The 20,199-nt window shown below is 35.0% G+C and carries 16 protein-coding genes and 4 tRNA genes; 2 read left to right on the top strand and 18 right to left on the bottom strand.

Annotated features, from left to right (window positions below; genetic code table 11):
• Nucleotides 1–242: 242 nt before the first annotated feature.
• Together ACFO3N_RS23150 and ACFO3N_RS23145 are read left to right on the top strand one after the other, a co-directional pair.
• Complete coding sequence (locus ACFO3N_RS23150; protein WP_379801231.1) at nucleotides 243–1,685, top strand: alpha-amylase; 1,443 nt, start codon at nucleotides 243–245, stop codon at nucleotides 1,683–1,685.
• 150 nt (nucleotides 1,686–1,835) lie between these two features.
• A complete protein-coding gene (locus ACFO3N_RS23145; protein WP_379801230.1) occupies nucleotides 1,836–3,428 on the top strand; it encodes a peptide chain release factor 3 in 1,593 nt (530 codons plus the stop codon).
• An 86-nt stretch (nucleotides 3,429–3,514) separates the two neighbouring features.
• On the opposite strand, the gene ACFO3N_RS23140 is transcribed toward ACFO3N_RS23145, so the two are convergent.
• The 18 genes from ACFO3N_RS23140 to rpsU all read right to left on the bottom strand — a co-directional run bounded on the left by ACFO3N_RS23140 (nucleotide 3,515) and on the right by rpsU (nucleotide 19,890).
• On the bottom strand, nucleotides 3,515–4,255 hold the full coding sequence (locus tag ACFO3N_RS23140) for a hypothetical protein (protein WP_379801229.1): 741 nt from the start codon (nucleotides 4,253–4,255) through the stop codon (nucleotides 3,515–3,517).
• 319 nt (nucleotides 4,256–4,574) lie between these two features.
• Nucleotides 4,575–4,886: a DUF3467 domain-containing protein gene (locus tag ACFO3N_RS23135; RefSeq protein WP_055094614.1), complete on the bottom strand. Its 312-nt coding sequence runs from the start codon at nucleotides 4,884–4,886 to the stop codon at nucleotides 4,575–4,577.
• Between the two features lie 10 nt (nucleotides 4,887–4,896).
• A complete protein-coding gene (gene rpoC / locus ACFO3N_RS23130; RefSeq protein WP_250833872.1) occupies nucleotides 4,897–9,207 on the bottom strand; it encodes a DNA-directed RNA polymerase subunit beta' in 4,311 nt (1,436 codons plus the stop codon).
• A gap of 282 nt (nucleotides 9,208–9,489) precedes the next feature.
• Nucleotides 9,490–13,302, bottom strand: a complete 3,813-nt coding sequence (gene rpoB / locus ACFO3N_RS23125) for a DNA-directed RNA polymerase subunit beta (protein ID WP_248729635.1) — start codon at nucleotides 13,300–13,302, stop codon at nucleotides 9,490–9,492.
• A 264-nt stretch (nucleotides 13,303–13,566) separates the two neighbouring features.
• On the bottom strand, nucleotides 13,567–13,938 hold the full coding sequence (gene rplL, locus ACFO3N_RS23120; RefSeq protein WP_008466917.1) for a 50S ribosomal protein L7/L12: 372 nt from the start codon (nucleotides 13,936–13,938) through the stop codon (nucleotides 13,567–13,569).
• A gap of 92 nt (nucleotides 13,939–14,030) precedes the next feature.
• Nucleotides 14,031–14,534 carry a 50S ribosomal protein L10 gene (gene rplJ / locus ACFO3N_RS23115; RefSeq protein ID WP_012024014.1) on the bottom strand — a complete coding sequence of 168 codons (504 nt, stop codon included), beginning with the start codon at nucleotides 14,532–14,534 and terminating at the stop codon, nucleotides 14,031–14,033.
• Nucleotides 14,535–14,556: 22 nt separating this feature from the next.
• Nucleotides 14,557–15,246, bottom strand: a complete 690-nt coding sequence (gene rplA / locus ACFO3N_RS23110) for a 50S ribosomal protein L1 (RefSeq protein WP_025572415.1) — start codon at nucleotides 15,244–15,246, stop codon at nucleotides 14,557–14,559.
• Between the two features lie 13 nt (nucleotides 15,247–15,259).
• Entirely contained in the window at nucleotides 15,260–15,697 is a 438-nt protein-coding gene (gene rplK / locus ACFO3N_RS23105) for a 50S ribosomal protein L11 (RefSeq protein ID WP_008466923.1), read from the bottom strand.
• 67 nt (nucleotides 15,698–15,764) lie between these two features.
• Nucleotides 15,765–16,316, bottom strand: a complete 552-nt coding sequence (gene nusG / locus ACFO3N_RS23100; protein ID WP_008466925.1) for a transcription termination/antitermination protein NusG — start codon at nucleotides 16,314–16,316, stop codon at nucleotides 15,765–15,767.
• Nucleotides 16,317–16,326: 10 nt separating this feature from the next.
• Nucleotides 16,327–16,524, bottom strand: coding sequence for a preprotein translocase subunit SecE (secE, locus tag ACFO3N_RS23095; protein ID WP_379801228.1), 198 nt, complete (start codon nucleotides 16,522–16,524; stop codon nucleotides 16,327–16,329).
• Nucleotides 16,525–16,542: 18 nt separating this feature from the next.
• Nucleotides 16,543–16,613, bottom strand: a tRNA-Trp gene (locus tag ACFO3N_RS23090).
• 56 nt (nucleotides 16,614–16,669) lie between these two features.
• Nucleotides 16,670–17,857: an elongation factor Tu gene (tuf, locus tag ACFO3N_RS23085; protein ID WP_026730432.1), complete on the bottom strand. Its 1,188-nt coding sequence runs from the start codon at nucleotides 17,855–17,857 to the stop codon at nucleotides 16,670–16,672.
• A gap of 55 nt (nucleotides 17,858–17,912) precedes the next feature.
• Nucleotides 17,913–17,984 (bottom strand) — tRNA-Thr (locus ACFO3N_RS23080).
• An 87-nt stretch (nucleotides 17,985–18,071) separates the two neighbouring features.
• Nucleotides 18,072–18,152 (bottom strand) — tRNA-Tyr (locus ACFO3N_RS23075).
• Nucleotides 18,153–18,211: 59 nt separating this feature from the next.
• A tRNA-Thr gene (locus tag ACFO3N_RS23070) sits at nucleotides 18,212–18,285 on the bottom strand.
• A 91-nt stretch (nucleotides 18,286–18,376) separates the two neighbouring features.
• Nucleotides 18,377–18,679, bottom strand: a complete 303-nt coding sequence (hpf, locus tag ACFO3N_RS23065; RefSeq protein ID WP_008466930.1) for a ribosome hibernation-promoting factor, HPF/YfiA family — start codon at nucleotides 18,677–18,679, stop codon at nucleotides 18,377–18,379.
• A gap of 32 nt (nucleotides 18,680–18,711) precedes the next feature.
• Nucleotides 18,712–19,605, bottom strand: coding sequence for a tyrosine-type recombinase/integrase (locus ACFO3N_RS23060; protein ID WP_379801227.1), 894 nt, complete (start codon nucleotides 19,603–19,605; stop codon nucleotides 18,712–18,714).
• 90 nt (nucleotides 19,606–19,695) lie between these two features.
• Nucleotides 19,696–19,890, bottom strand: a complete 195-nt coding sequence (rpsU, locus tag ACFO3N_RS23055; RefSeq protein WP_026730435.1) for a 30S ribosomal protein S21 — start codon at nucleotides 19,888–19,890, stop codon at nucleotides 19,696–19,698.
• Nucleotides 19,891–20,199: the final 309 nt, after the last annotated feature.

Raw genomic sequence — 20,199 nt, 5'->3', positions numbered from 1 at the left:
CTTTCAAAATCTAGTTTTAAACATCAAATAAATACCTAATTATAAGCACCATAAAAAAAAGTTCTCAACACTACAACGTTTTCGTTAACCTCTATTTTATTGCAAATTAAAATTAAATCAAAAAAACTTTACTTTAGATGCGTAATTAATAATTTACAGGGTAAAAAATAGCAATATCTGCGTTTTTAAACCTTATAATTAAACAATTACAAAGCTCACTATTTAACTTAACCACATCTATTATGAAAAAACCTATTTTAAAATTATGCCTTATTACGGCGTTTAGTGCACTTCTATATTCGTGTTCCGAAAATGAAATCAGCGCATCGGACGCAAAAACTGAAAGTCAAAAATTTAAAATCATTGATGTTACGCACCATGATGGCAAACCTTTCAGTACAGGAGGTTCGGGCAATTCTACAACAGGAAAATATGTTGATAATCCTGGCGGAGGTGTTATGATGCAAGCTTTCTATTGGGATGTTCCTGCTGGAGGAAATTGGTGGAATACAGTAAGCAGTAAAGTAACGGCTTGGGGAAATGCTGGAATTGGCTCAATTTGGCTTCCACCTGCTTCAAAAGCACAAAATGGAGCATTTTCTATGGGATATGACCCAACAGATTATTTTGATTTTGGCGACTATAACCAAAATGGAACAACAGAAACAAGATTCGGATCAAAAACCGAATTGGTCAATTTGATTACAGCTGCACACGCAGAAAACATAAAGGTCTATGCGGATATTGTAATTAACCATAACAGTGGAGGACAATCGGAAGCGAATCCTTTTACTGGAACAAATACTTGGACTAATTTTAATGGAATTGCGTCTGGAAAATTTAAACGTACTTATGCTAATTTTTACAAAAATAGCTATGGCAATAATGATGAAGGCTCGTTTGGAGGATTTCCCGACTTATGCCATGCCGATCCTTATGTAAAAGATTGGTTGTGGATTAGATCTGATGGAGTTGGCAAATACTATAAAAATACCATGAAATTTGATGGCTGGAGATTCGACTATGTAAAAGGATTCGGTGCTTGGGTTGTAAATGCTTGGAATGCTAATGTAGGCGGATTTTCTGTTGGAGAATTATGGGATTCAAATGTAAATGTATTAAATGACTGGGCAAACGCAGCTAATAGTTCTGTTTTTGACTTTGCTTGCTATTACAAAATGAATGATGCTTTTGACGGAAACAATCTTGCATTGCTGAATGATGATATGATGTGGAAACGCAATCCATATAAAGCGGTAACTTTTGTAACTAACCATGATACCGATGAAATTTGGAGCAAAATGCTTGCATACTCCTATATATTGACTCACGAAGGTTATCCAACTATTTTTTATAGAGATTATGAAGAATGGCTAGATAAAAACAAATTAAATAATCTAATCTGGATTCATAATAATAAAGCAACTGGAACAACTTCTATTTTATATTCTGATAATGACGAATATGTTGCACGAAGAAATGGATACAACGGAAATCCAGGATTGGTAGTTTACATTAATAACTCAGATGTTTGGCAAGAAAGATGGGTTCAGACCAATTGGGCCAATACTCAAATTAAAGATTTTACAGGAAACTCAACTTGGTACCCAACTACTCAGGCAGACAAATGGGTAAAAATACAATGTCCTCCAAAAGGATATTCAATTTGGTCAATTAATCAGTAATTTTAAAAATGACTATTTAAGGCTGTTGCAAAACAGCCTTATTTTTTTGTTTAAAAATCCCGTTAGAAGTAAAGACTACCAAATTTAGGAACTGAATATTTTTATAAAGCCGTAATTTAATAGTACTTTTGCAACCTATTTATACGAAATATGAGCTTTTTAAAAGAAATACAACGCAGAAGAACATTTGGAATTATATCGCATCCCGATGCCGGTAAAACGACATTAACAGAGAAATTACTTTTATTTGGAGGTGCAATTCAAGAAGCAGGAGCTGTAAAGAATAACAAAATTAAAAAAGGAGCAACGAGTGACTTTATGGAAATCGAACGCCAAAGAGGTATCTCGGTTTCGACTTCTGTGCTTGCTTTTAATTATAAAGATAAAAAAATCAATATCCTTGATACTCCTGGACACAAAGATTTTGCTGAAGATACATTTAGAACTTTAACTGCCGTAGACAGCGTAATTGTTGTAATTGACGTTGCTAAAGGGGTTGAGGAACAAACAGAAAAATTAGTTGCTGTTTGTAGAATGCGTAATATTCCTATGATTGTTTTCATCAACAAATTAGATCGTGAAGGTAAAGATGCTTTCGATTTGATGGATGAAGTAGAACAAAAATTAGGTTTAAAGGTTACACCGTTAAGTTTCCCAATCGGAATGGGTTACGATTTCCAAGGAATTTATAATTTATGGGAACAAAACATTAATCTTTTCAGCGGAGACAGTCGTAAAAATATCGAAGAAACAATTGCTTTTTCTGATGTACAGAACAATCCAGAATTAGATAAAATTGTGGGTGAAAAAGCAGCCAATAAACTTCGTGAAGAATTAGAATTGATTGATGAAGTATATCCTAAATTTGAACGTCAAGATTATTTAGATGGAAAAATCCAGCCCGTATTCTTTGGTTCAGCCTTAAATAATTTTGGAGTTCGTGAGCTATTAGACTGTTTTATTACAATTGCACCATCTCCAAGAGCAAAAGATTCTGAGACTCGTACAGTTGAACCTACAGAGGAGAAAATGACGGGATTTGTTTTTAAAATCCACGCCAATATGGATCCAAAACACCGTGACCGTTTAGCCTTTATCAAAATTGTTTCTGGAACTTTCGAAAGAAATAAGCCTTATTACCACGTTCGTCAGAAGAAAAATTTAAAATTCTCAAGTCCAAATGCCTTTTTCGCTGAGAAAAAAGAAATTGTAGATATTTCTTATCCTGGTGATATTGTTGGTTTGCATGACACAGGAAACTTTAAAATTGGAGATACTCTAACAGAAGGTGAAATTATGAGCTTTAAAGGAATTCCAAGTTTCTCTCCAGAACACTTTAGATACATTAACAACGCCGATCCGATGAAAGCTAAGCAATTAGAAAAAGGAGTAGATCAGTTAATGGATGAAGGTGTAGCGCAGTTGTTTACTTTAGAAATGAATAATCGTAAAGTTATCGGAACTGTTGGAGCACTTCAATATGAGGTAATTCAATATCGTTTAGAGCACGAATATGGCGCTAAATGTACTTACGAGAACTTCCCTGTTCATAAAGCTTGCTGGGTAAAACCAGATGATGCTAAAAATGAAGAATTCAAAGAATTTAAACGTATCAAACAAAAATTCTTGGCTCACGATAAATATGGTCAATTGGTATTTTTAGCCGATTCTGATTTTACAATTCAAATGACGCAGAGTAAATATCCAACTGTGAAATTATACTTTACATCGGAATTTGATTAATTTCTTTTGAAAGAAAAAATATGTAAGGCCTGTCTAATTTTTCTAGACAGGCCTTTTTATTTACATTCCCCAATATGTAAATTTAATTATTGTCCTGTATAGTTAATTCCTAATCCACCAGCAATATAAATTTTAGTAAATTCTTCTGAAGCAATAATTATATTTTGCTGCAATATATTTCCCTTAACCGATTTTATATTAATAGGGATTTGCTTGGCAAGGTAGTAGTCATTTCCACTTATCGTAACCATAAGCGTTTTGCTGTCTTTTGAAACTTCTGTTGCTATAGAAAATTCTCCAGTTTTTGGATTTATCTTTACTGCGTGTCCCGAATTGTTAATAGAAAGTGATAAGTTAGAATATGAATCTCCTCTAAATGGTCTTTTAGACTTAGCTTCAATTAACTTGCCTTTAATTATTATCAAAACCTTTTTATCTACAGTTTGATTATATGCAACTTTACCTAGAGCATAATAAGCTGGTTCCGGACAATTTGCTTCTGTTTCTATAATTTGTTTTTCCTGTCCAGCAACGTTATTTGAAGCAAGTAAAATAGTGGCGGCTACTGCAGCATATTTAAAATTACTTATTCTTGAAGTTTCATCATATTGAAATTCTTCTTTTAGTTGAGAAGCTTTTAATCTGGCGCAAATGCTTCTATCTTTGTTTTCTGAAATGAATTTAGCCACCTCAGAGTTGGTTTTTCTACTCAAATCAATTACATTTTTTATACAAGAATTACAAAACGAACCATTTGAATTTGGAATCATTTTATCAAAATTTTCAGAACATGGACTTGCTATTTCTAAGGTGAATTTCTTTTTCATACTGTAATTATTTAAGTTAAAAATCACGAAAGGATTATTATACTTATATAGAGTATGTTTTTGAATAAAAGGTTGGAAAAAGAAAAAAAATATTTGGCATAAAAAAAGCGCTAATGGAATCAGCGCTTTTTTATAATTTGAATTAATCAACCTTTACTAAGTCATTATATTTCAAAATTTAATCTTTTTTAGGCAATAGCAAGTTAAATAAATACTTTCTTGAAAAGAAAATTACCCGACTAAAGTAAATTAAATCCGATAAACTGCATTTTAACTCAAAAGCCATAAAAAAAGCCCCTTAAAAAAGGGGCTTTATAATTTATGCTTGTCCAGTTGGACCAAAATTAAGCGGAATTGGCGCTTGTTCCGTTTCTTTGATTTCGCCATGAGCTGCCTCAAATCTATGGATATTTTCACCTATTGCTTTTAATAATCTTTTAGCATGTTGTGGTGTCAAGACAATTCTTGATTTTACCTTGGCCTTAGGAATACCTGGCATAATACTCACAAAATCTAAAACAAACTCAGATGATGAGTGATTGATAATTGCAAGATTAGAATAAATTCCTTCTGCAATAGTTTCGTCCAACTCAATATTAATTTGCTCTTGTTGTTGTTTCGGATTACTCATAGTTTCCTAATTAATAAATGTATTCTTCTTTATTTGCCATCATTTCGTTGTAATCGTCTTTAGATCCTACGATAGTGTTATCGTACTCTCTCATACCAGTTCCCGCAGGAATTCTGTGTCCAACAATTACATTTTCTTTTAATCCTTCTAGATCATCTACTTTACCAGCTACTGCAGCTTCGTTAAGTACTTTCGTTGTCTCCTGGAATGAAGCCGCAGAAATGAATGATTTAGTTTGTAACGAAGCTCTTGTAATACCTTGAAGAACTGGCGTTGCAGTTGCAGTGATTACATCTCTTGCTACAACAAGATTTTTATCTGTACGTTTCAATAATGAATTTTCATCACGTAATTCACGAGGTGTAATGATCTGACCTGGTTTCAATACTGAAGAATCTCCAGCATCTTCAACCACTTTCATACCGTACAATTTATCGTTTTGAACGATGAAATCTTTAGTATGGATTAATTGGTCTTCTAAGAATAAAGTATCACCTGGATCCTGAACTCTTACTTTACGCATCATTTGACGAATAACTACCTCAAAGTGCTTATCATTAATTTTTACCCCTTGTAAACGGTACACCTCTTGAATTTCATTTACCAAGTACTGTTGCACAGCAGCTGGACCTTGAATTCTTAAGATATCATCTGGTGTAATCGCACCATCAGACAATGGAACTCCCGCTCTTACGAAGTCATTCTCCTGTACTAAGATTTGGCTTGAAAGTTTAACTAAATACTTTTTAATCTCACCAAATTTAGATTCGATAACGATCTCACGGTTACCTCTTTTGATTTTTCCAAAAGAAACAACACCATCAATTTCAGATACAACTGCTGGGTTAGAAGGGTTACGAGCCTCAAGAAGCTCAGTAATTCTTGGTAAACCTCCCGTGATATCGCCCGCTTTAGAAGAACGACGTGGGATTTTTACTAATACTTTACCTGCTTTAATTTTCTCACCGTTTTCAACCATTAAGTGTGCACCTACTGGTAAGTTGTAAGAACGAATCAATTCACCTTCTTTACCATAAACTAATAAAGTTGGGATTAATTTTTTGTTTCTAGCTTCAGAAATTACTTTTTCTTGGAAACCAGTCTGCTCATCGATCTCCACCATGAACGATTGTCCTTGCTCTAAATCTTCGTAAGCAATCTTACCAGTAAACTCAGAAACAATTACACCGTTATATGGATCCCATTTACAGATTACAGTTCCTTTAGCTACAGTTTCGCCATCTCCAACAAAGATACTAGAACCGTAAGGAATGTTATGTGTATTTAAAACAATTCCAGTTTTCTCGTCAACTAATTTTAATTCAGTTGAACGTGAAACTACGATATCAACAGAGTTACCTTCTCCGTCTTCTCCTTTAACTGTTTTTAAATCTTCAATTTCAAGTCTACCTGCGAATCTTGTAACAATACTAGACTCTTCAGAGATACCTCCAGCAACCCCTCCAACGTGGAACGTACGAAGTGTCAACTGTGTACCTGGCTCTCCAATAGACTGAGCTGCAATAACTCCGACAGCTTCACCTCTTTGTGTCATTTTACCAGTAGCTAAGTTTCTACCGTAACATTTAGCACAAATACCTTTTAAAGCTTCACAAGTTAATGGAGATCTAACCTCTACTTTTTCAATTGGAGAAGCTTCGATAGTTCTCATAATTGCTTCAGTAATTTGCTCTCCAGATTTAACCATTACTTCATTAGTAAGAGGATTAATAACGTCTTGTAATGCAACACGTCCTAAAATTCTCTCTCCTAAAGATTCAACGATTTCCTCATTTTTCTTCAATGCAGCAACTTCAACACCTCTTAAAGTTCCACAATCTTCGATGTTAACAATAACATCTTGAGAAACGTCATGAAGCCTTCTTGTTAAGTAACCAGCATCGGCCGTTTTAAGAGCCGTATCCGCAAGACCTTTACGCGCACCGTGAGTAGAAATAAAGTACTCAAGGATCGAAAGACCTTCCTTAAAGTTAGAAAGAATTGGGTTTTCAATAATCTCACCACCACCAGCAGTAGATTTTTTAGGCTTAGCCATCAAACCACGCATACCAGTTAACTGACGAATCTGTTCCTTCGAACCCCTCGCCCCAGAGTCAAGCATCATATATACAGAGTTGAAACCTTGTTGGTCTTCTCTAATATTTTTCATTGCTAACTCTGTTAACTGAGCATTTGCTGAAGTCCATACGTCAATAACTTGGTTGTAACGCTCGTTATTTGTAATAAGACCCATGTTATAGTTAGTTGAGATACCTTCAACTTGCTCTCTAGCATCTGCAATTAACTTCGTTTTTTGTTCTGGAATTCTAATATCACCTAAAGAGAATGATAAACCTCCTCTAAATGCAAATTTATACCCCATATCTTTCATATTATCCAAGAAGGCTGCCGTTGTAGGTACATCAGTCACACTTAAAATGTGTCCGATAATATCTCTAAGGTTTTTCTTAGTCAATACGTCGTTGATATATCCAGCTGCTTCAGGTACTACTTCGTTAAATAATACACGTCCTGCAGTTGTTTGAATAATTTGATACACTAATTCTCCAGCATCATTAAAATCTTTTGCTCTAATTTTTACACGAGCATTCAATTCTAATCTTCCTTCGTTTAATGCAATGTTTACTTCTTCAGCAGAATAGAAAGTTAAATCCTGACCAATAATTTTGTGGTCTTCTGTAGAAATACGCTCTTTGGTCATGTAATATAGACCCAAGACCATGTCCTGAGAAGGTACAGTAATTGGAGCACCGTTTGCAGGGTTCAAGATATTGTGAGAAGCCAACATTAATAATTGTGCCTCTAAAATAGCCTCTGGTCCTAATGGTAAGTGAACCGCCATCTGGTCACCATCGAAATCGGCGTTGAATGCCGTACATACTAATGGGTGTAACTGGATCGCTTTTCCTTCAATTAATTTTGGCTGGAAAGCCTGAATACCAAGTCTGTGCAAAGTAGGAGCACGGTTCAGTAATACTGGGTGTCCTTTAATTACGTTTTCCAGGATGTCCCAAACTACAGGCTCTTTTTTATCAATGATTTTCTTAGCAGATTTTACTGTTTTTACAATACCTCTTTCGATCAATTTACGGATAACGAATGGTTTGTATAATTCAGAAGCCATATCTTTTGGCAATCCGCACTCATATAATTTTAACTCTGGACCAACGACAATTACCGAACGAGCAGAATAATCCACACGTTTACCAAGTAAGTTTTGACGGAAACGTCCTTGCTTACCTTTTAATGAGTCAGATAATGATTTTAATGGTCTGTTAGATTCTGTTTTAACAGCAGAAGCTTTACGTGTGTTATCAAATAATGAATCTACAGATTCTTGTAACATACGTTTCTCGTTTCTTAAGATAACTTCCGGAGCTTTAATCTCCATTAATCTTTTCAAACGGTTGTTACGGATGATTACACGACGGTATAAGTCGTTCAAATCTGAAGTTGCAAAACGACCTCCATCAAGTGGCACAAGCGGACGTAATTCTGGTGGGATAACTGGAACCACTTTCATAATCATCCATTCTGGACGGTTTTCGCGGTTTTCGTTAGACTCACGGAAAGACTCAACAACTTGTAATCTTTTTAAAGCCTCAGTTTTTCTTTGTTTAGAAGTTTCGTTGTTAGCGCTGTGTCTTAATTCATAAGATAAAGCATCTAGGTCAATACGAGCTAATAAATCCATAATACACTCTGCTCCCATTTTGGCAACAAATTTATTTGGATCTAAATCATCTAAATATTGATTTTCTTGCGGAAGAGTATCTAAAATGTTTAGGTATTCTTCTTCAGTTAAGAAATCTAATCTTTGTAGAGATTCTCCATCTGCATTTTTAGCGATACCAGCTTGGATTACTACGTATCTTTCGTAGTAGATGATCATATCTAATTTCTTAGATGGAAGACCAAGGATATAACCAATTTTGTTTGGAAGAGAACGGAAGTACCAGATATGAGCAATTGGCACAACAAGGTTGATGTGTCCTACTCTATCACGACGTACTTTTTTCTCAGTAACTTCAACACCACAACGGTCACAGATGATACCTTTGTAACGAATTCTTTTATACTTACCACAAGCACATTCGAAATCTTTTACTGGTCCGAAGATTCTTTCGCAGAAAAGTCCGTCACGCTCTGGTTTGTGAGTTCTATAGTTAATTGTTTCTGGCTTTAAAACCTCTCCTCTTGATTCTTTCAAGATAGATTCTGGTGAAGCCAATCCAATAGAAATTTTGTTAAATCTTTTTACTGGATTCTTATCTTTATTATTGTTTCTGTTATTCATCATAGTTTTTACTATTGATTTATTTGCAATTAAAAAATTGAATTTAGATTTATAATCTACTCTTAAAAAGATAAGAGTTAATCATTCAGCTACTACCTCGGGTTACTTCTCTAAACCTCAAATTTTTATTTGAAGCGCTAGTTATAAAATGCCTGGCATTGTTATAAAAAATCGGAACGGTTTACGGGTATAAATCTTTAAAAACTTCTAACATTTAGTAGACAGTCTCAGTCCCAGTGTTCAGCGCTAAACTGAATACTGAGACTGTAACTGAAAACATTTTATTTATTCTTCCAAACGAAGATCTAATCCTAGACCTTTCAATTCGTGCATTAATACATTGAATGATTCTGGTAAACCTGGTTCTGGCATAGTTTCACCCTTAACGATAGCTTCGTAAGTTTTAGCTCTACCAATAACGTCATCAGACTTAACAGTTAAGATTTCACGTAAAGTACTAGAAGCTCCATAAGCCTCAAGTGCCCAAACCTCCATCTCTCCAAAACGCTGACCTCCAAATTGAGCCTTACCTCCAAGTGGCTGTTGCGTAATCAATGAGTATGGTCCGATAGAACGTGCGTGCATCTTATCATCAACCATGTGTCCTAATTTAAGCATGTAAATTACACCCACAGTTGCTTTTTGTGCAAAACGCTCTCCAGTTCCACCATCATAAAGATAAGTATGTCCGAAACGTGGTACATTAGCCTCATCAGTCAAAGCGTTGATCTCGTCTAGAGAAGCACCGTCGAAGATTGGAGTAGCAAATTTTCTACCCAAGTTCATACCAGCCCATCCAAGAACAGTCTCATAAATCTGACCAATGTTCATACGTGAAGGTACCCCAAGTGGATTCAATACAATATCTACTGGTGTTCCATCTTCTAAGAAAGGCATATCTTCGTGACGAACGATTCTTGCAACAATACCTTTGTTACCGTGACGTCCTGCCATTTTATCACCCACTTTTAACTTACGTTTTTTAGCGATATAGATTTTAGCCAATTTCAAGATTCCAGATGGTAATTCATCTCCAACCGTAATAGTGAATTTCTCTCTTCTTAAAGCTCCTTGTAAGTCGTTCAGCTTAATTTTATAGTTATGAATTAAATCATTAACCATTTTATTAGTAGCGTCATCAGCAACCCATTGACCTTTGCTTAAGTGAGCAAAATCTTCTACTGCGTAAAGCATTTTTTGAGTATATTTTTTACCTTTTGGTAAAACTTCTTCACCCAAATCATTCATTACACCTTGAGATGTTTTTCCGTTAACGATCAAGAATAATTTCTCAACTAATCTGTCTTTTAATTCAACAAATTTAGTTTCGAATTCCATTTCTAAAGCGCCTAAAGCATCTTTATCTTGAGTACGTTTACGTTTATCTTTTACGGCTCTTGCAAATAATTTTTTGTCAAGAACTACACCATGTAAAGATGGAGAAGCTTTTAATGAAGCATCTTTCACATCACCTGCTTTATCTCCGAAGATTGCACGAAGCAATTTCTCCTCTGGAGTAGGATCAGATTCTCCTTTTGGCGTAATTTTACCAATCAAAATGTCGCCAGGTTTAACCTCTGCTCCAATTCTGATCATACCGTTTTCATCTAAATCTTTAGTAGCTTCTTCAGAAACGTTAGGAATATCGTTTGTTAACTCTTCGTTTCCTAACTTAGTATCTCTAACCTCTAATGAATAATCATCAACGTGGATAGATGTAAAAATATCATCGCGAACTACTTTCTCAGAAATTACAATCGCATCCTCGAAGTTGTACCCTTTCCATGGCATGAACGCAACTTTTAAGTTTCTACCTAAAGCTAATTCTCCATTTTGAGTAGCATATCCTTCAGATAATACTTGTCCAGGAACAACTCTATCACCTCTTCTTACGATAGGCTTCAAGTTGATACTTGTACCTTGATTGGTTTTTCTAAATTTAATTAAGTTGTACGTTTTCTCATCAGCATCAAAACTAACCATTCTCTCGTCTTCTGTACGATCGTATTTAATAGTAATGATATTAGCATCTACGTATTCAACAGTACCATGCCCTTCAGCATTGATTAATACTCTTGAATCTGAAGCTACCTGACGCTCTAAACCTGTACCAACAATCGGTGCTTCAGGACGGATCAAAGGAACTGCCTGACGCATCATGTTCGATCCCATCAACGCACGGTTCGCATCATCATGCTCCAAGAAAGGAATCAAAGATGCAGAAATCGAAGCGATCTGGTTAGGAGCAACGTCTGTATAATGTACTGAACTTGGTTCAACAACTGGGAAGTCACCCTCTTCACGAGCAATAACATTACTAGCTGTAATTTTACCAGAAGCATCCATTTCAATGTTTGCCTGAGCAATCATTTTACCTTCTTCTTCTTCAGCACTTAAATAGATTGGTGCGCTTTCTAAATCAACAACACCATCTGTAACTTTACGGTATGGAGTTTCAATGAATCCCATTCCGTTTACTTTTGCGTAAACACCAAGAGATGAAATCAAACCAATGTTTGGTCCCTCAGGAGTTTCAATCGGACATAAACGACCATAGTGCGTATAGTGAACGTCACGAACCTCGAAACCAGCTCTCTCTCTCGAAAGTCCACCTGGTCCAAGTGCAGAAAGTCTTCTTTTGTGTGTAATCTCAGCTAATGGATTCGTTTGATCCATAAATTGAGATAACTGGTTAGTACCAAAGAAAGAGTTGATAACTGATGATAATGTTTTAGCATTGATCAAATCAATTGGTGTAAACACCTCGTTATCTCTAACGTTCATTCTCTCACGAATAGTTCTAGCCATACGTGCTAAACCAACACCGAATTGTTGAGACAATTGTTCACCAACTGTTCTAACACGACGGTTTGATAAGTGATCAATATCATCAATCTCTGCTTTAGAGTTGATCAACTCGATCAAATATTTAACGATTGTAATGATATCCTCTTTAGTAAGCACTTGCTTATCCATAGGGATATCTAAATCTAATTTTTTGTTCATTCTGTAACGACCAACTTCACCTAAGTTATAACGTTGATCAGAGAAGAACAATTTATCTATAATACCACGAGCAGTTTCCTCATCAGGCGGTTCAGCATTACGCAACTGACGGTAAATGTGCTCTACAGCTTCTTTTTCAGAGTTTGTTGGATCTTTTTGTAACGTGTTGTGGATAATAGCATAATCTGCTTGGTTATTATCCTCCTTGTGCAACAAAATAGATTTTACGTTAGAATCGATGATCTCTTCAACATTATCTTTGTCGATAATAGTATCACGATCAAGGATGATTTCGTTACGCTCGATAGAAACTACCTCTCCAGTATCCTCATCTACGAAATCCTCATGCCATGTGTTCAAAACACGAGCAGCAAGTCTTCTTCCAATATATTTCTTAATTCCTGTTTTAGAAACTTTGATTTCTTCTGCTAAGTCGAAAATTTCAAGGATATCCTTATCTCTTTCGAAACCGATAGCACGGAATAAAGTTGTTACAGGTAATTTTTTCTTTCTATCAATATAAGCGTACATTACGCTGTTAATATCAGTAGAAAATTCTATCCAAGATCCTTTAAAAGGAATTACTCTCGCAGAATAAAGTTTAGTTCCATTTGCGTGGAATGACTGTCCAAAGAAAACCCCTGGAGAACGGTGTAATTGAGATACTACAACACGCTCGGCACCATTAATAACAAAAGTACCACTAGGAGTCATGTAAGGAATTGTTCCAAGATAAACATCTTGTACAATAGTTTCAAAATCTTCGTGTTCTGGATCTGTACAGTATAGTTTTAACCTAGCTTTTAAAGGCACACTATACGTAAGACCTCTCTCTATACATTCTTGAATTGTATAACGTGGAGGATCAACAAAATAATCTAGGAATTCCAATACAAAGTTATTTCTTGTATCTGTAATTGGGAAGTTTTCCATGAAGGTATTGTATAACCCTTCGTTGCCTCTTTCGTCAGATTTCGTTTCTAATTGAAAGAAATCTTTAAAAGATTTAACCTGAACATCTAAGAAATCTGGATAATCAGGGATATTTTTTGTAGAGGCAAAATTCAATCTTTCAGTCTGATTTGTTATCATCAATGGACAAAATTTTGATTAAAAAAAAGTAATTTTTGTTTGTGTAAACACACTGTTTAATCTATACTTTCTTATTATAATCAATACATCTTTAAAAATAAAACAATAAAACAAGTTCGATTTTCTTTCTTCGTATTGATCAAAAACTTTTTCGTATTTTAAACTATGGGATAATAAAATTTATAATATTTTATTATACGAAAAATGGTTTAGGCCTTTGAGTGTTAACTCAAGACCTAAACCTAGTTCTTAAACTGAGTTTAATTATTTAAGCTCAACAGTAGCTCCAGCCTCTTCTAAAGATTTTTTAAGACCTTCAGCCTCTTCTTTAGAAACACCTTCTTTAACGTTGCTTGGTGCACCGTCAACTACATCTTTAGCTTCTTTAAGACCTAAACCAGTTAATTCTTTAACTAATTTTACAACAGCTAATTTAGAAGCTCCTGCATCTTTTAATACAACTGTAAATTCAGTTTGTGCTTCTTCAGCAGCACCGTCTCCACCTCCAGCAGCAACTACTACAGCAGCAGCAGCAGGCTCGATTCCGTACTCATCTTTTAATATTGTTGCTAATTCGTTAACTTCTTTAACTGTTAAGTTAACTAATTGTTCTGCGAATTGTTTCAAATCTGCCATTTTTTCTATCGTTTAAAATGATTTGTGTAAAAAATATAATTTAATTATTGTGCGCTAATTAAGCAGTAAGGAAGCAAACTCCCTTACGATAATTACTCTGCTCCTTCTTCTTCGCTTCCAGCGAATTTGTTTTGTAAAGCAGAAATAATTCTTTGAGCTGGAGATTGTAATAATCCAATGATTTCTCCAATAAGCTCTTCTTTAGATTTAATCGTAGCTAATGCATCTAATTGGTTGTCTCCAATATATACTTCAGAATTGATGTAAGCTCCTTTTAAAACTGGTTTATCAGATTTCTTACGGAAATCTTTGATAATTTTTCCAGGTGCGTTAGCAACATCAGAAATAAAAATAGCACTGTTACCTGATAAAACTGTAGGTAAGTCACCATAATCATTAGAAGAAGCTTCCATTGCTTTTGCAAGCAAAGTGTTCTTTACAACCTCTAATTTGATACCTGCTTTAAAACAAGCTCTACGCAAGTTTGAAGTTGTCTCTGCGTTTAAACCAGAAATATCAGAAATGTAAATGATATTTGTACCAGCTAACTGCGCAGTTAAATTTTCAATCGCGATTGATTTTTCTTCTCTAGTCATACTAAAAATTTTTAACTACCAATTATACTGCTTTTGGGTCTAATGCGATAGCAGGACTCATTGTGCTTGTAAGGTGAATACCTTTGATGTATGTACCTTTAGCAGCAGTTGGTTTAAGTTTTATTAATGTTTGAATAATTTCGTGTGCGTTGTCAACAATCTGCTCAGCTCCAAAAGAAACTTTACCGATTCCTGCGTGTACGATACCAGTTTTATCAACTTTAAAGTCAATTTTACCAGCTTTAACTTCTTGAACAGCTTTAGCAACATCCATAGTTACAGTACCTGTTTTAGGGTTTGGCATTAAACCTCTAGGTCCTAAAATACGACCTAATGGACCTAATTTACCCATAACAGCAGGCATAGTAATGATCACATCAACATCTGTCCAACCGTCTTTAATTTTTTGTAAGTAATCGTCAAGACCAACGTGATCTGCTCCAGCCTCTCTTGCTTCAGCTTCTTTATCTGGAGTAACCAATGCTAATACTTTAACGTCTTTTCCTGTTCCGTGAGGTAAAGTAACTACACCTCTAACCATTTGATTCGCTTTTCTTGGATCAACACCCAAACGAACTGCGATATCAACAGACTCATCAAATTTTGCAGAAGCAACAACTTTAATTAATGCCGCAGCATCTTTTAAAGAGTATAATTTGTTCTTTTCAATTTTTGAAGCAGCCTCTTTTTGCTTTTTTGTTAATTTTGCCATTTCTTTTTCTTAATTAAAAAGGAGCATCTCCTGATACAGTTATACCCATAGATCTAGCTGTTCCAGCAACCATACTCATAGCTTTCTCAATTGTGAAAGCGTTTAAGTCCGGCATTTTGTCTTCAGCAATAGTTCTAATTTGTTCCCAAGTAACGCTAGCTACTTTTTTACGATTAGGCTCACCAGAACCAGATTTTAGCTTTGCAGCTTCCATTAACTGAACTGCCGCTGGAGGAGTCTTAACAACAAAATCAAATGATTTGTCTTTGTACACAGTGATTTGCACTGGACAAATTTTGCCAGGTTTATCTTGAGTTCTAGCATTAAATTGCTTACAAAACTCCATGATATTAACCCCAGCAGCTCCTAAAGCAGGTCCAACCGGTGGCGACGGGTTCGCAGCACCTCCCTTAACTTGTAGTTTAACTACCTTACTAATTTCTTTAGCCATTTTTAAAAAATTTTACACTGTAATCAATGGAAGCGATTACAATGGTTTATTATAGTGTAACAAAAAATTATACTTTTTCTACTTGCATAAAGCTCAATTCCAATGGTGTCTTTCTTCCGAAAATCTTAACCATAACCTCAAGCTTACGCTTCTCTTCATTGATTTTCTCAACAGATCCATTAAATCCATTGAAAGGTCCATCAATAACCTTAACTGTTTCACCAACACTAAATGGAATAGAACGAGTATCTGTATTTACAGCTAACTCATCTACTTTACCTAACATACGGTTTACTTCAGAAAGTCTTAAAGGAACAGGTTCTCCACCTTTAGTTTCTCCTAAAAACCCAATAACACTAGTAATTGACTTAATAATATGAGGGATTTCACCAACTAAGTTAGCTTCAATCATAACATATCCAGGAAAGTAAACTTTATCCTTAGATGATTTTTTCCCATCTTTTACAGTAACTACTTTTTCAGTAGGAACCAAAACCTGAGAAACATAATCCTCCATACCTAATCTCGCAATCTCAGTCTCGATATAAGCTTTAACTTTATTCTCTTGACCACTAACTGCTCTAACTACGTACCATTTTTTCACATTATTATCTGCCATCACAAAAAAATTATCCTTTTAACCAGTTAAAAAATCCAGCCAAAGCTTTTGCAAAAAATTCGTCTACTCCCCAAGTTGCCAAAGCGAATAAGATCGAAAATACAGCCACAACAATTGTTAATTTCTGTACTTCAGACCAAGCTGGCCAAGTAACATTTGACTTTAACTCTTCGAAAGCCTCTGATAAATAATTAGTAACTTTTGTCATTTGATATATTTTTTATTGCACGGGCGGAGGGATTCGAACCCCCATCAACGGTTTTGGAGACCGCTATTCTACCCTTGAACTACGCCCGTAATTAAAGCCAGTGATTAAAAAATAATCACTGGCTTTTTTATTTATTTTTATAGAATTACTCTACGATTTCAGTAACCTGACCAGCTCCAACTGTTCTACCACCTTCACGGATAGCGAAACGTAAACCTACGTTCATAGCGATTGGGCTTAATAAAGCAACTTCAATTGTTAAGTTATCACCTGGCATTACCATCTCTACACCTGCTGGTAAAGAAATAACTCCTGTTACGTCAGTTGTACGTACGTAGAACTGTGGACGGTAGTTATTGTGGAATGGAGTGTGACGTCCACCTTCTTCTTTTTTCAAGATATAAACCTCAGCTTTGAATTTAGCGTGTGGTTTTACTGAACCTGGCTTAATAATAACCATACCTCTTTTGATATCAGCTTTATCAATACCTCTTAACAATAAACCTACGTTATCTCCAGCTTCACCTCTATCAAGGATTTTACGGAACATCTCAACTCCTGTAATAGTAGAAGTTAATTTTTCAGCTCCCATACCAATGATTTCAACAGGATCTCCAGTGTTAGCAACTCCAGTTTCGATACGACCTGTAGCAACAGTTCCACGACCTGTAATTGTAAATACGTCCTCAACTGGCATCAAGAATGGTTTAGCTACGTCACGTACTGGCTCTTCGATCCAAGCATCAACAGCTTCCATTAATTCGATAATTTTAGGAACCCAGTTAGGATCATTGTTCAATCCACCTAAAGCAGAACCTTGAACAACAGGACCATTATCTCCATCATATTCGTAGAAAGATAATAAATCTCTAATTTCCATTTCAACAAGCTCTAACAACTCAGCATCATCAACCATATCCACTTTGTTCATGAAAACAACGATTCTTGGAATACCAACCTGACGACCTAAAAGGATGTGCTCACGAGTTTGTGGCATTGGACCATCTGTAGCAGCAACTACTAAGATAGCTCCGTCCATTTGAGCAGCACCAGTAACCATGTTCTTTACGTAATCCGCGTGACCTGGACAGTCAACGTGAGCGTAGTGACGGTTAGCAGTTTCATACTCTACGTGTGATGTATTAATAGTAATACCTCTTTCTTTCTCCTCTGGAGCGTTATCGATTTGATCAAACGATTTTGCTTGACAGTAACCAGCATCTGACAATACTTTTGTAATTGCAGCAGTTAATGTAGTTTTTCCGTGATCTACGTGTCCAATTGTACCTATGTTTAAGTGCGGTTTGGAACGATTAAAATTCTCCTTTGCCATTTTACTTAATTTTTAATCTTAGTTATATATTAATTTTCAATTTCCTACTTACTTGAGCCAATGTCGGGATTTGAACCCGAGACCTCTTCCTTACCAAGGAAGCACTCTACCCCTGAGCTACACCGGCAGAGAGTTCTGAGTTTAGAATTCAGATTTTAAACTTTAGACTTTATTAATCCAAAACCTACAACCTAAAACTTCAACTTCTTTTTAGTGGGGAGAGCAGGATTCGAACCTGCGAAGTTCACACAGCAGATTTACAGTCTGCCCTCGTTGGCCGCTTGAGTATCTCCCCTAATTTTAAAATTCCATTATTTTAAAGAACCAATTTCAAATCGCATTTGAAATTTATTGAGCCGATAGAGGGACTCGAACCCACGACCTGCTGATTACAAATCAGCTGCTCTAGCCAGCTGAGCTACATCGGCGAATACATTAAAAAAGTCCGCTATTTCTAACGGACTGCAAATGTAGGTATTTTATCTTTTAATCAAAACATTTTTTGAAAAAAAATTTCAATTAAATGTGTGCTCTAATTTTTTCCTTCCTTTTTACAAGTAAACGTTCTAGCGATTCTGCCGAAAGCTCAACAGCTTCTTCAAATGTTTTACACTGTTTTTTTACCAAAAAATCATCACCAGGAACATTAATCTTTATTTCCACCACTTTATTCTCTTTATCACTCGTTCTTTCAACTTTCAAAAAAACATCTGATGAAACCACTCGATCGTAGTATTTCTCTAGCTTACCCATTCTTTCTTGGATAAAATCGACTAATTTTCTGTCGACAGTAAAATTAACTGCATGAACATCTACCTTCATAATAAAAATTTTAGGGTTAACATTTAGAACCACTATTTATTCCTAGGATGCGCATCTTTATACACTTTTTTAAGTTCCGCCAAACTGTTATGAGTATAAACCTGTGTAGACGCCAAACTAGAATGCCCTAGCAATTCTTTAACTGAATTCAAATCTGCCCCATTGTTCAATAAGTGAGTTGCAAAAGTATGACGAAGCACATGCGGACTTTTTTTCACCTTTTCTGAGACCCTACTAAAGTATGAATTTATTAAACGATAAACAAAAGATTCGCTCAATTTTAACCCTTTTTTTGAAACGAAAAAATAGTCACAATCCGTCAAACTTTCCAAACCATCTCTTTCTCCCACATACGAATCAATTTGATCAGCAATAATTGGTAAAATTGGAATAATGCGTTCTTTATTTCTTTTCCCTAAAACCTTAATCGTATTATTTGAGCGATCGACATTTTTAATCATTAAATGAATTAATTCAGCGCGACGCATTCCTGTCACATAAAACATTTCCACAATTAATTTATCCCGAATCCCCTCAAAATCAACCGGAACCTCAATTGCAGCAAGTAAATCCTTCAACTCTTTTTCTGAGAAAGGAACCTGAACCACTTTCGGAGTCTTTAAAGATTTATGCTTCAACATCGGATTAACTTCTATCTGCTTCGTCTTTAAAAGAAACTTATAAAAAGCTTTCAAAGAAGCCATCTTTCTATTAACCGAAACATTAGAAATATTATGATCAACCAAAAAGACAATCCAACTTCTGACCTGACTATAATTCACCAAATCAATACTTTCTTGATCAAAAGATTCTTTTACAAAAGCTTCAAAAGAAACCACATCATTCAAATAAGCCTCAACTGTATGCGGAGAATATTTTTTCTCTAGCAAAAGATAATCCGAAAAAGCTTCTTTATTCGTTTTCATAAATCTAAAAATTAAGCATAAAAAAAACCGTTAGGATCAAAATTAAAACATTTTGACCACTAACGGTAATTATTTTTAAAAAGCTAAATACTAACTTTCTAAACTGTCTTTCAAGCCTTGAATGTAAGCCGCTTTTTGAATCTGAGCTCTTTTGATAACAGATGGTTTAATAAAAGCAGTACGTGCTCTTAATTGACGAACAGTTCCTGTTTTATCAAATTTTCTTTTATAGCGCTTTAATGCTCTATCGATATTTTCTCCGTCTTTAATTGGTATAATTAACATAATATAGACACCTCCTCTCGTTAAGGCTGCAAATGTATATATTAATTATGAATTATGAATTATAAATTGTGAATTATTTTTAAAAAAGAGAAAAGAGTATAGAATATAGAACAAAGAAAAAAGACTTAATTCTTAATTCTTAATTCTTAATTCTTAATTCTTAATTCTTAATTCTTAATTCTTAATTCTTAATTCTTAATTCTTAATTCTTAATTCTTAATTCTTTATTCTTTATTCTTAATTCTTTATTCTTTATTCTTTATTCTATTAACAAATTCCTCGAAATAACAACCTTTTGAATCTCAGTTG

The organism is Flavobacterium chungangensis (genome assembly GCF_042654045.1).
Classification (GTDB): Bacteria; Bacteroidota; Bacteroidia; order Flavobacteriales; family Flavobacteriaceae; genus Flavobacterium; species Flavobacterium chungangensis.
The sequence above is the reverse complement of the archived record's forward strand: the minus strand, read 5'-3'. Positions and strand labels throughout refer to the sequence as shown.

Excerpts from the sequence above, each read along its gene's own strand:
- rpoB (WP_248729635.1), bottom strand. The coding sequence starts at position 13,302 with ATGATAACAAATCAGACTGAAAGATTGAATTTTGCCTCTACAAAAAAT.
- rplL (WP_008466917.1), bottom strand. The coding sequence starts at position 13,938 with ATGGCAGATTTGAAACAATTCGCAGAACAATTAGTTAACTTAACAGTT.
- hpf (WP_008466930.1), bottom strand. The coding sequence starts at position 18,679 with ATGAAGGTAGATGTTCATGCAGTTAATTTTACTGTCGACAGAAAATTA.
- rplJ (WP_012024014.1), bottom strand. The coding sequence starts at position 14,534 with ATGACTAGAGAAGAAAAATCAATCGCGATTGAAAATTTAACTGCGCAG.
- ACFO3N_RS23150 (WP_379801231.1), top strand. The coding sequence starts at position 243 with ATGAAAAAACCTATTTTAAAATTATGCCTTATTACGGCGTTTAGTGCA.
- ACFO3N_RS23140 (WP_379801229.1), bottom strand. The coding sequence starts at position 4,255 with ATGAAAAAGAAATTCACCTTAGAAATAGCAAGTCCATGTTCTGAAAAT.
- secE (WP_379801228.1), bottom strand. The coding sequence starts at position 16,524 with ATGACAAAAGTTACTAATTATTTATCAGAGGCTTTCGAAGAGTTAAAG.
- ACFO3N_RS23145 (WP_379801230.1), top strand. The coding sequence starts at position 1,836 with ATGAGCTTTTTAAAAGAAATACAACGCAGAAGAACATTTGGAATTATA.
- ACFO3N_RS23135 (WP_055094614.1), bottom strand. The coding sequence starts at position 4,886 with ATGAGTAATCCGAAACAACAACAAGAGCAAATTAATATTGAGTTGGAC.
- ACFO3N_RS23060 (WP_379801227.1), bottom strand. The coding sequence starts at position 19,605 with ATGAAAACGAATAAAGAAGCTTTTTCGGATTATCTTTTGCTAGAGAAA.
- rpsU (WP_026730435.1), bottom strand. The coding sequence starts at position 19,890 with ATGTTAATTATACCAATTAAAGACGGAGAAAATATCGATAGAGCATTA.
- rplK (WP_008466923.1), bottom strand. The coding sequence starts at position 15,697 with ATGGCTAAAGAAATTAGTAAGGTAGTTAAACTACAAGTTAAGGGAGGT.
- rplA (WP_025572415.1), bottom strand. The coding sequence starts at position 15,246 with ATGGCAAAATTAACAAAAAAGCAAAAAGAGGCTGCTTCAAAAATTGAA.
- tuf (WP_026730432.1), bottom strand. The coding sequence starts at position 17,857 with ATGGCAAAGGAGAATTTTAATCGTTCCAAACCGCACTTAAACATAGGT.
- nusG (WP_008466925.1), bottom strand. The coding sequence starts at position 16,316 with ATGGCAGATAATAATGTGAAAAAATGGTACGTAGTTAGAGCAGTTAGT.
- rpoC (WP_250833872.1), bottom strand. The coding sequence starts at position 9,207 with ATGATGAATAACAGAAACAATAATAAAGATAAGAATCCAGTAAAAAGA.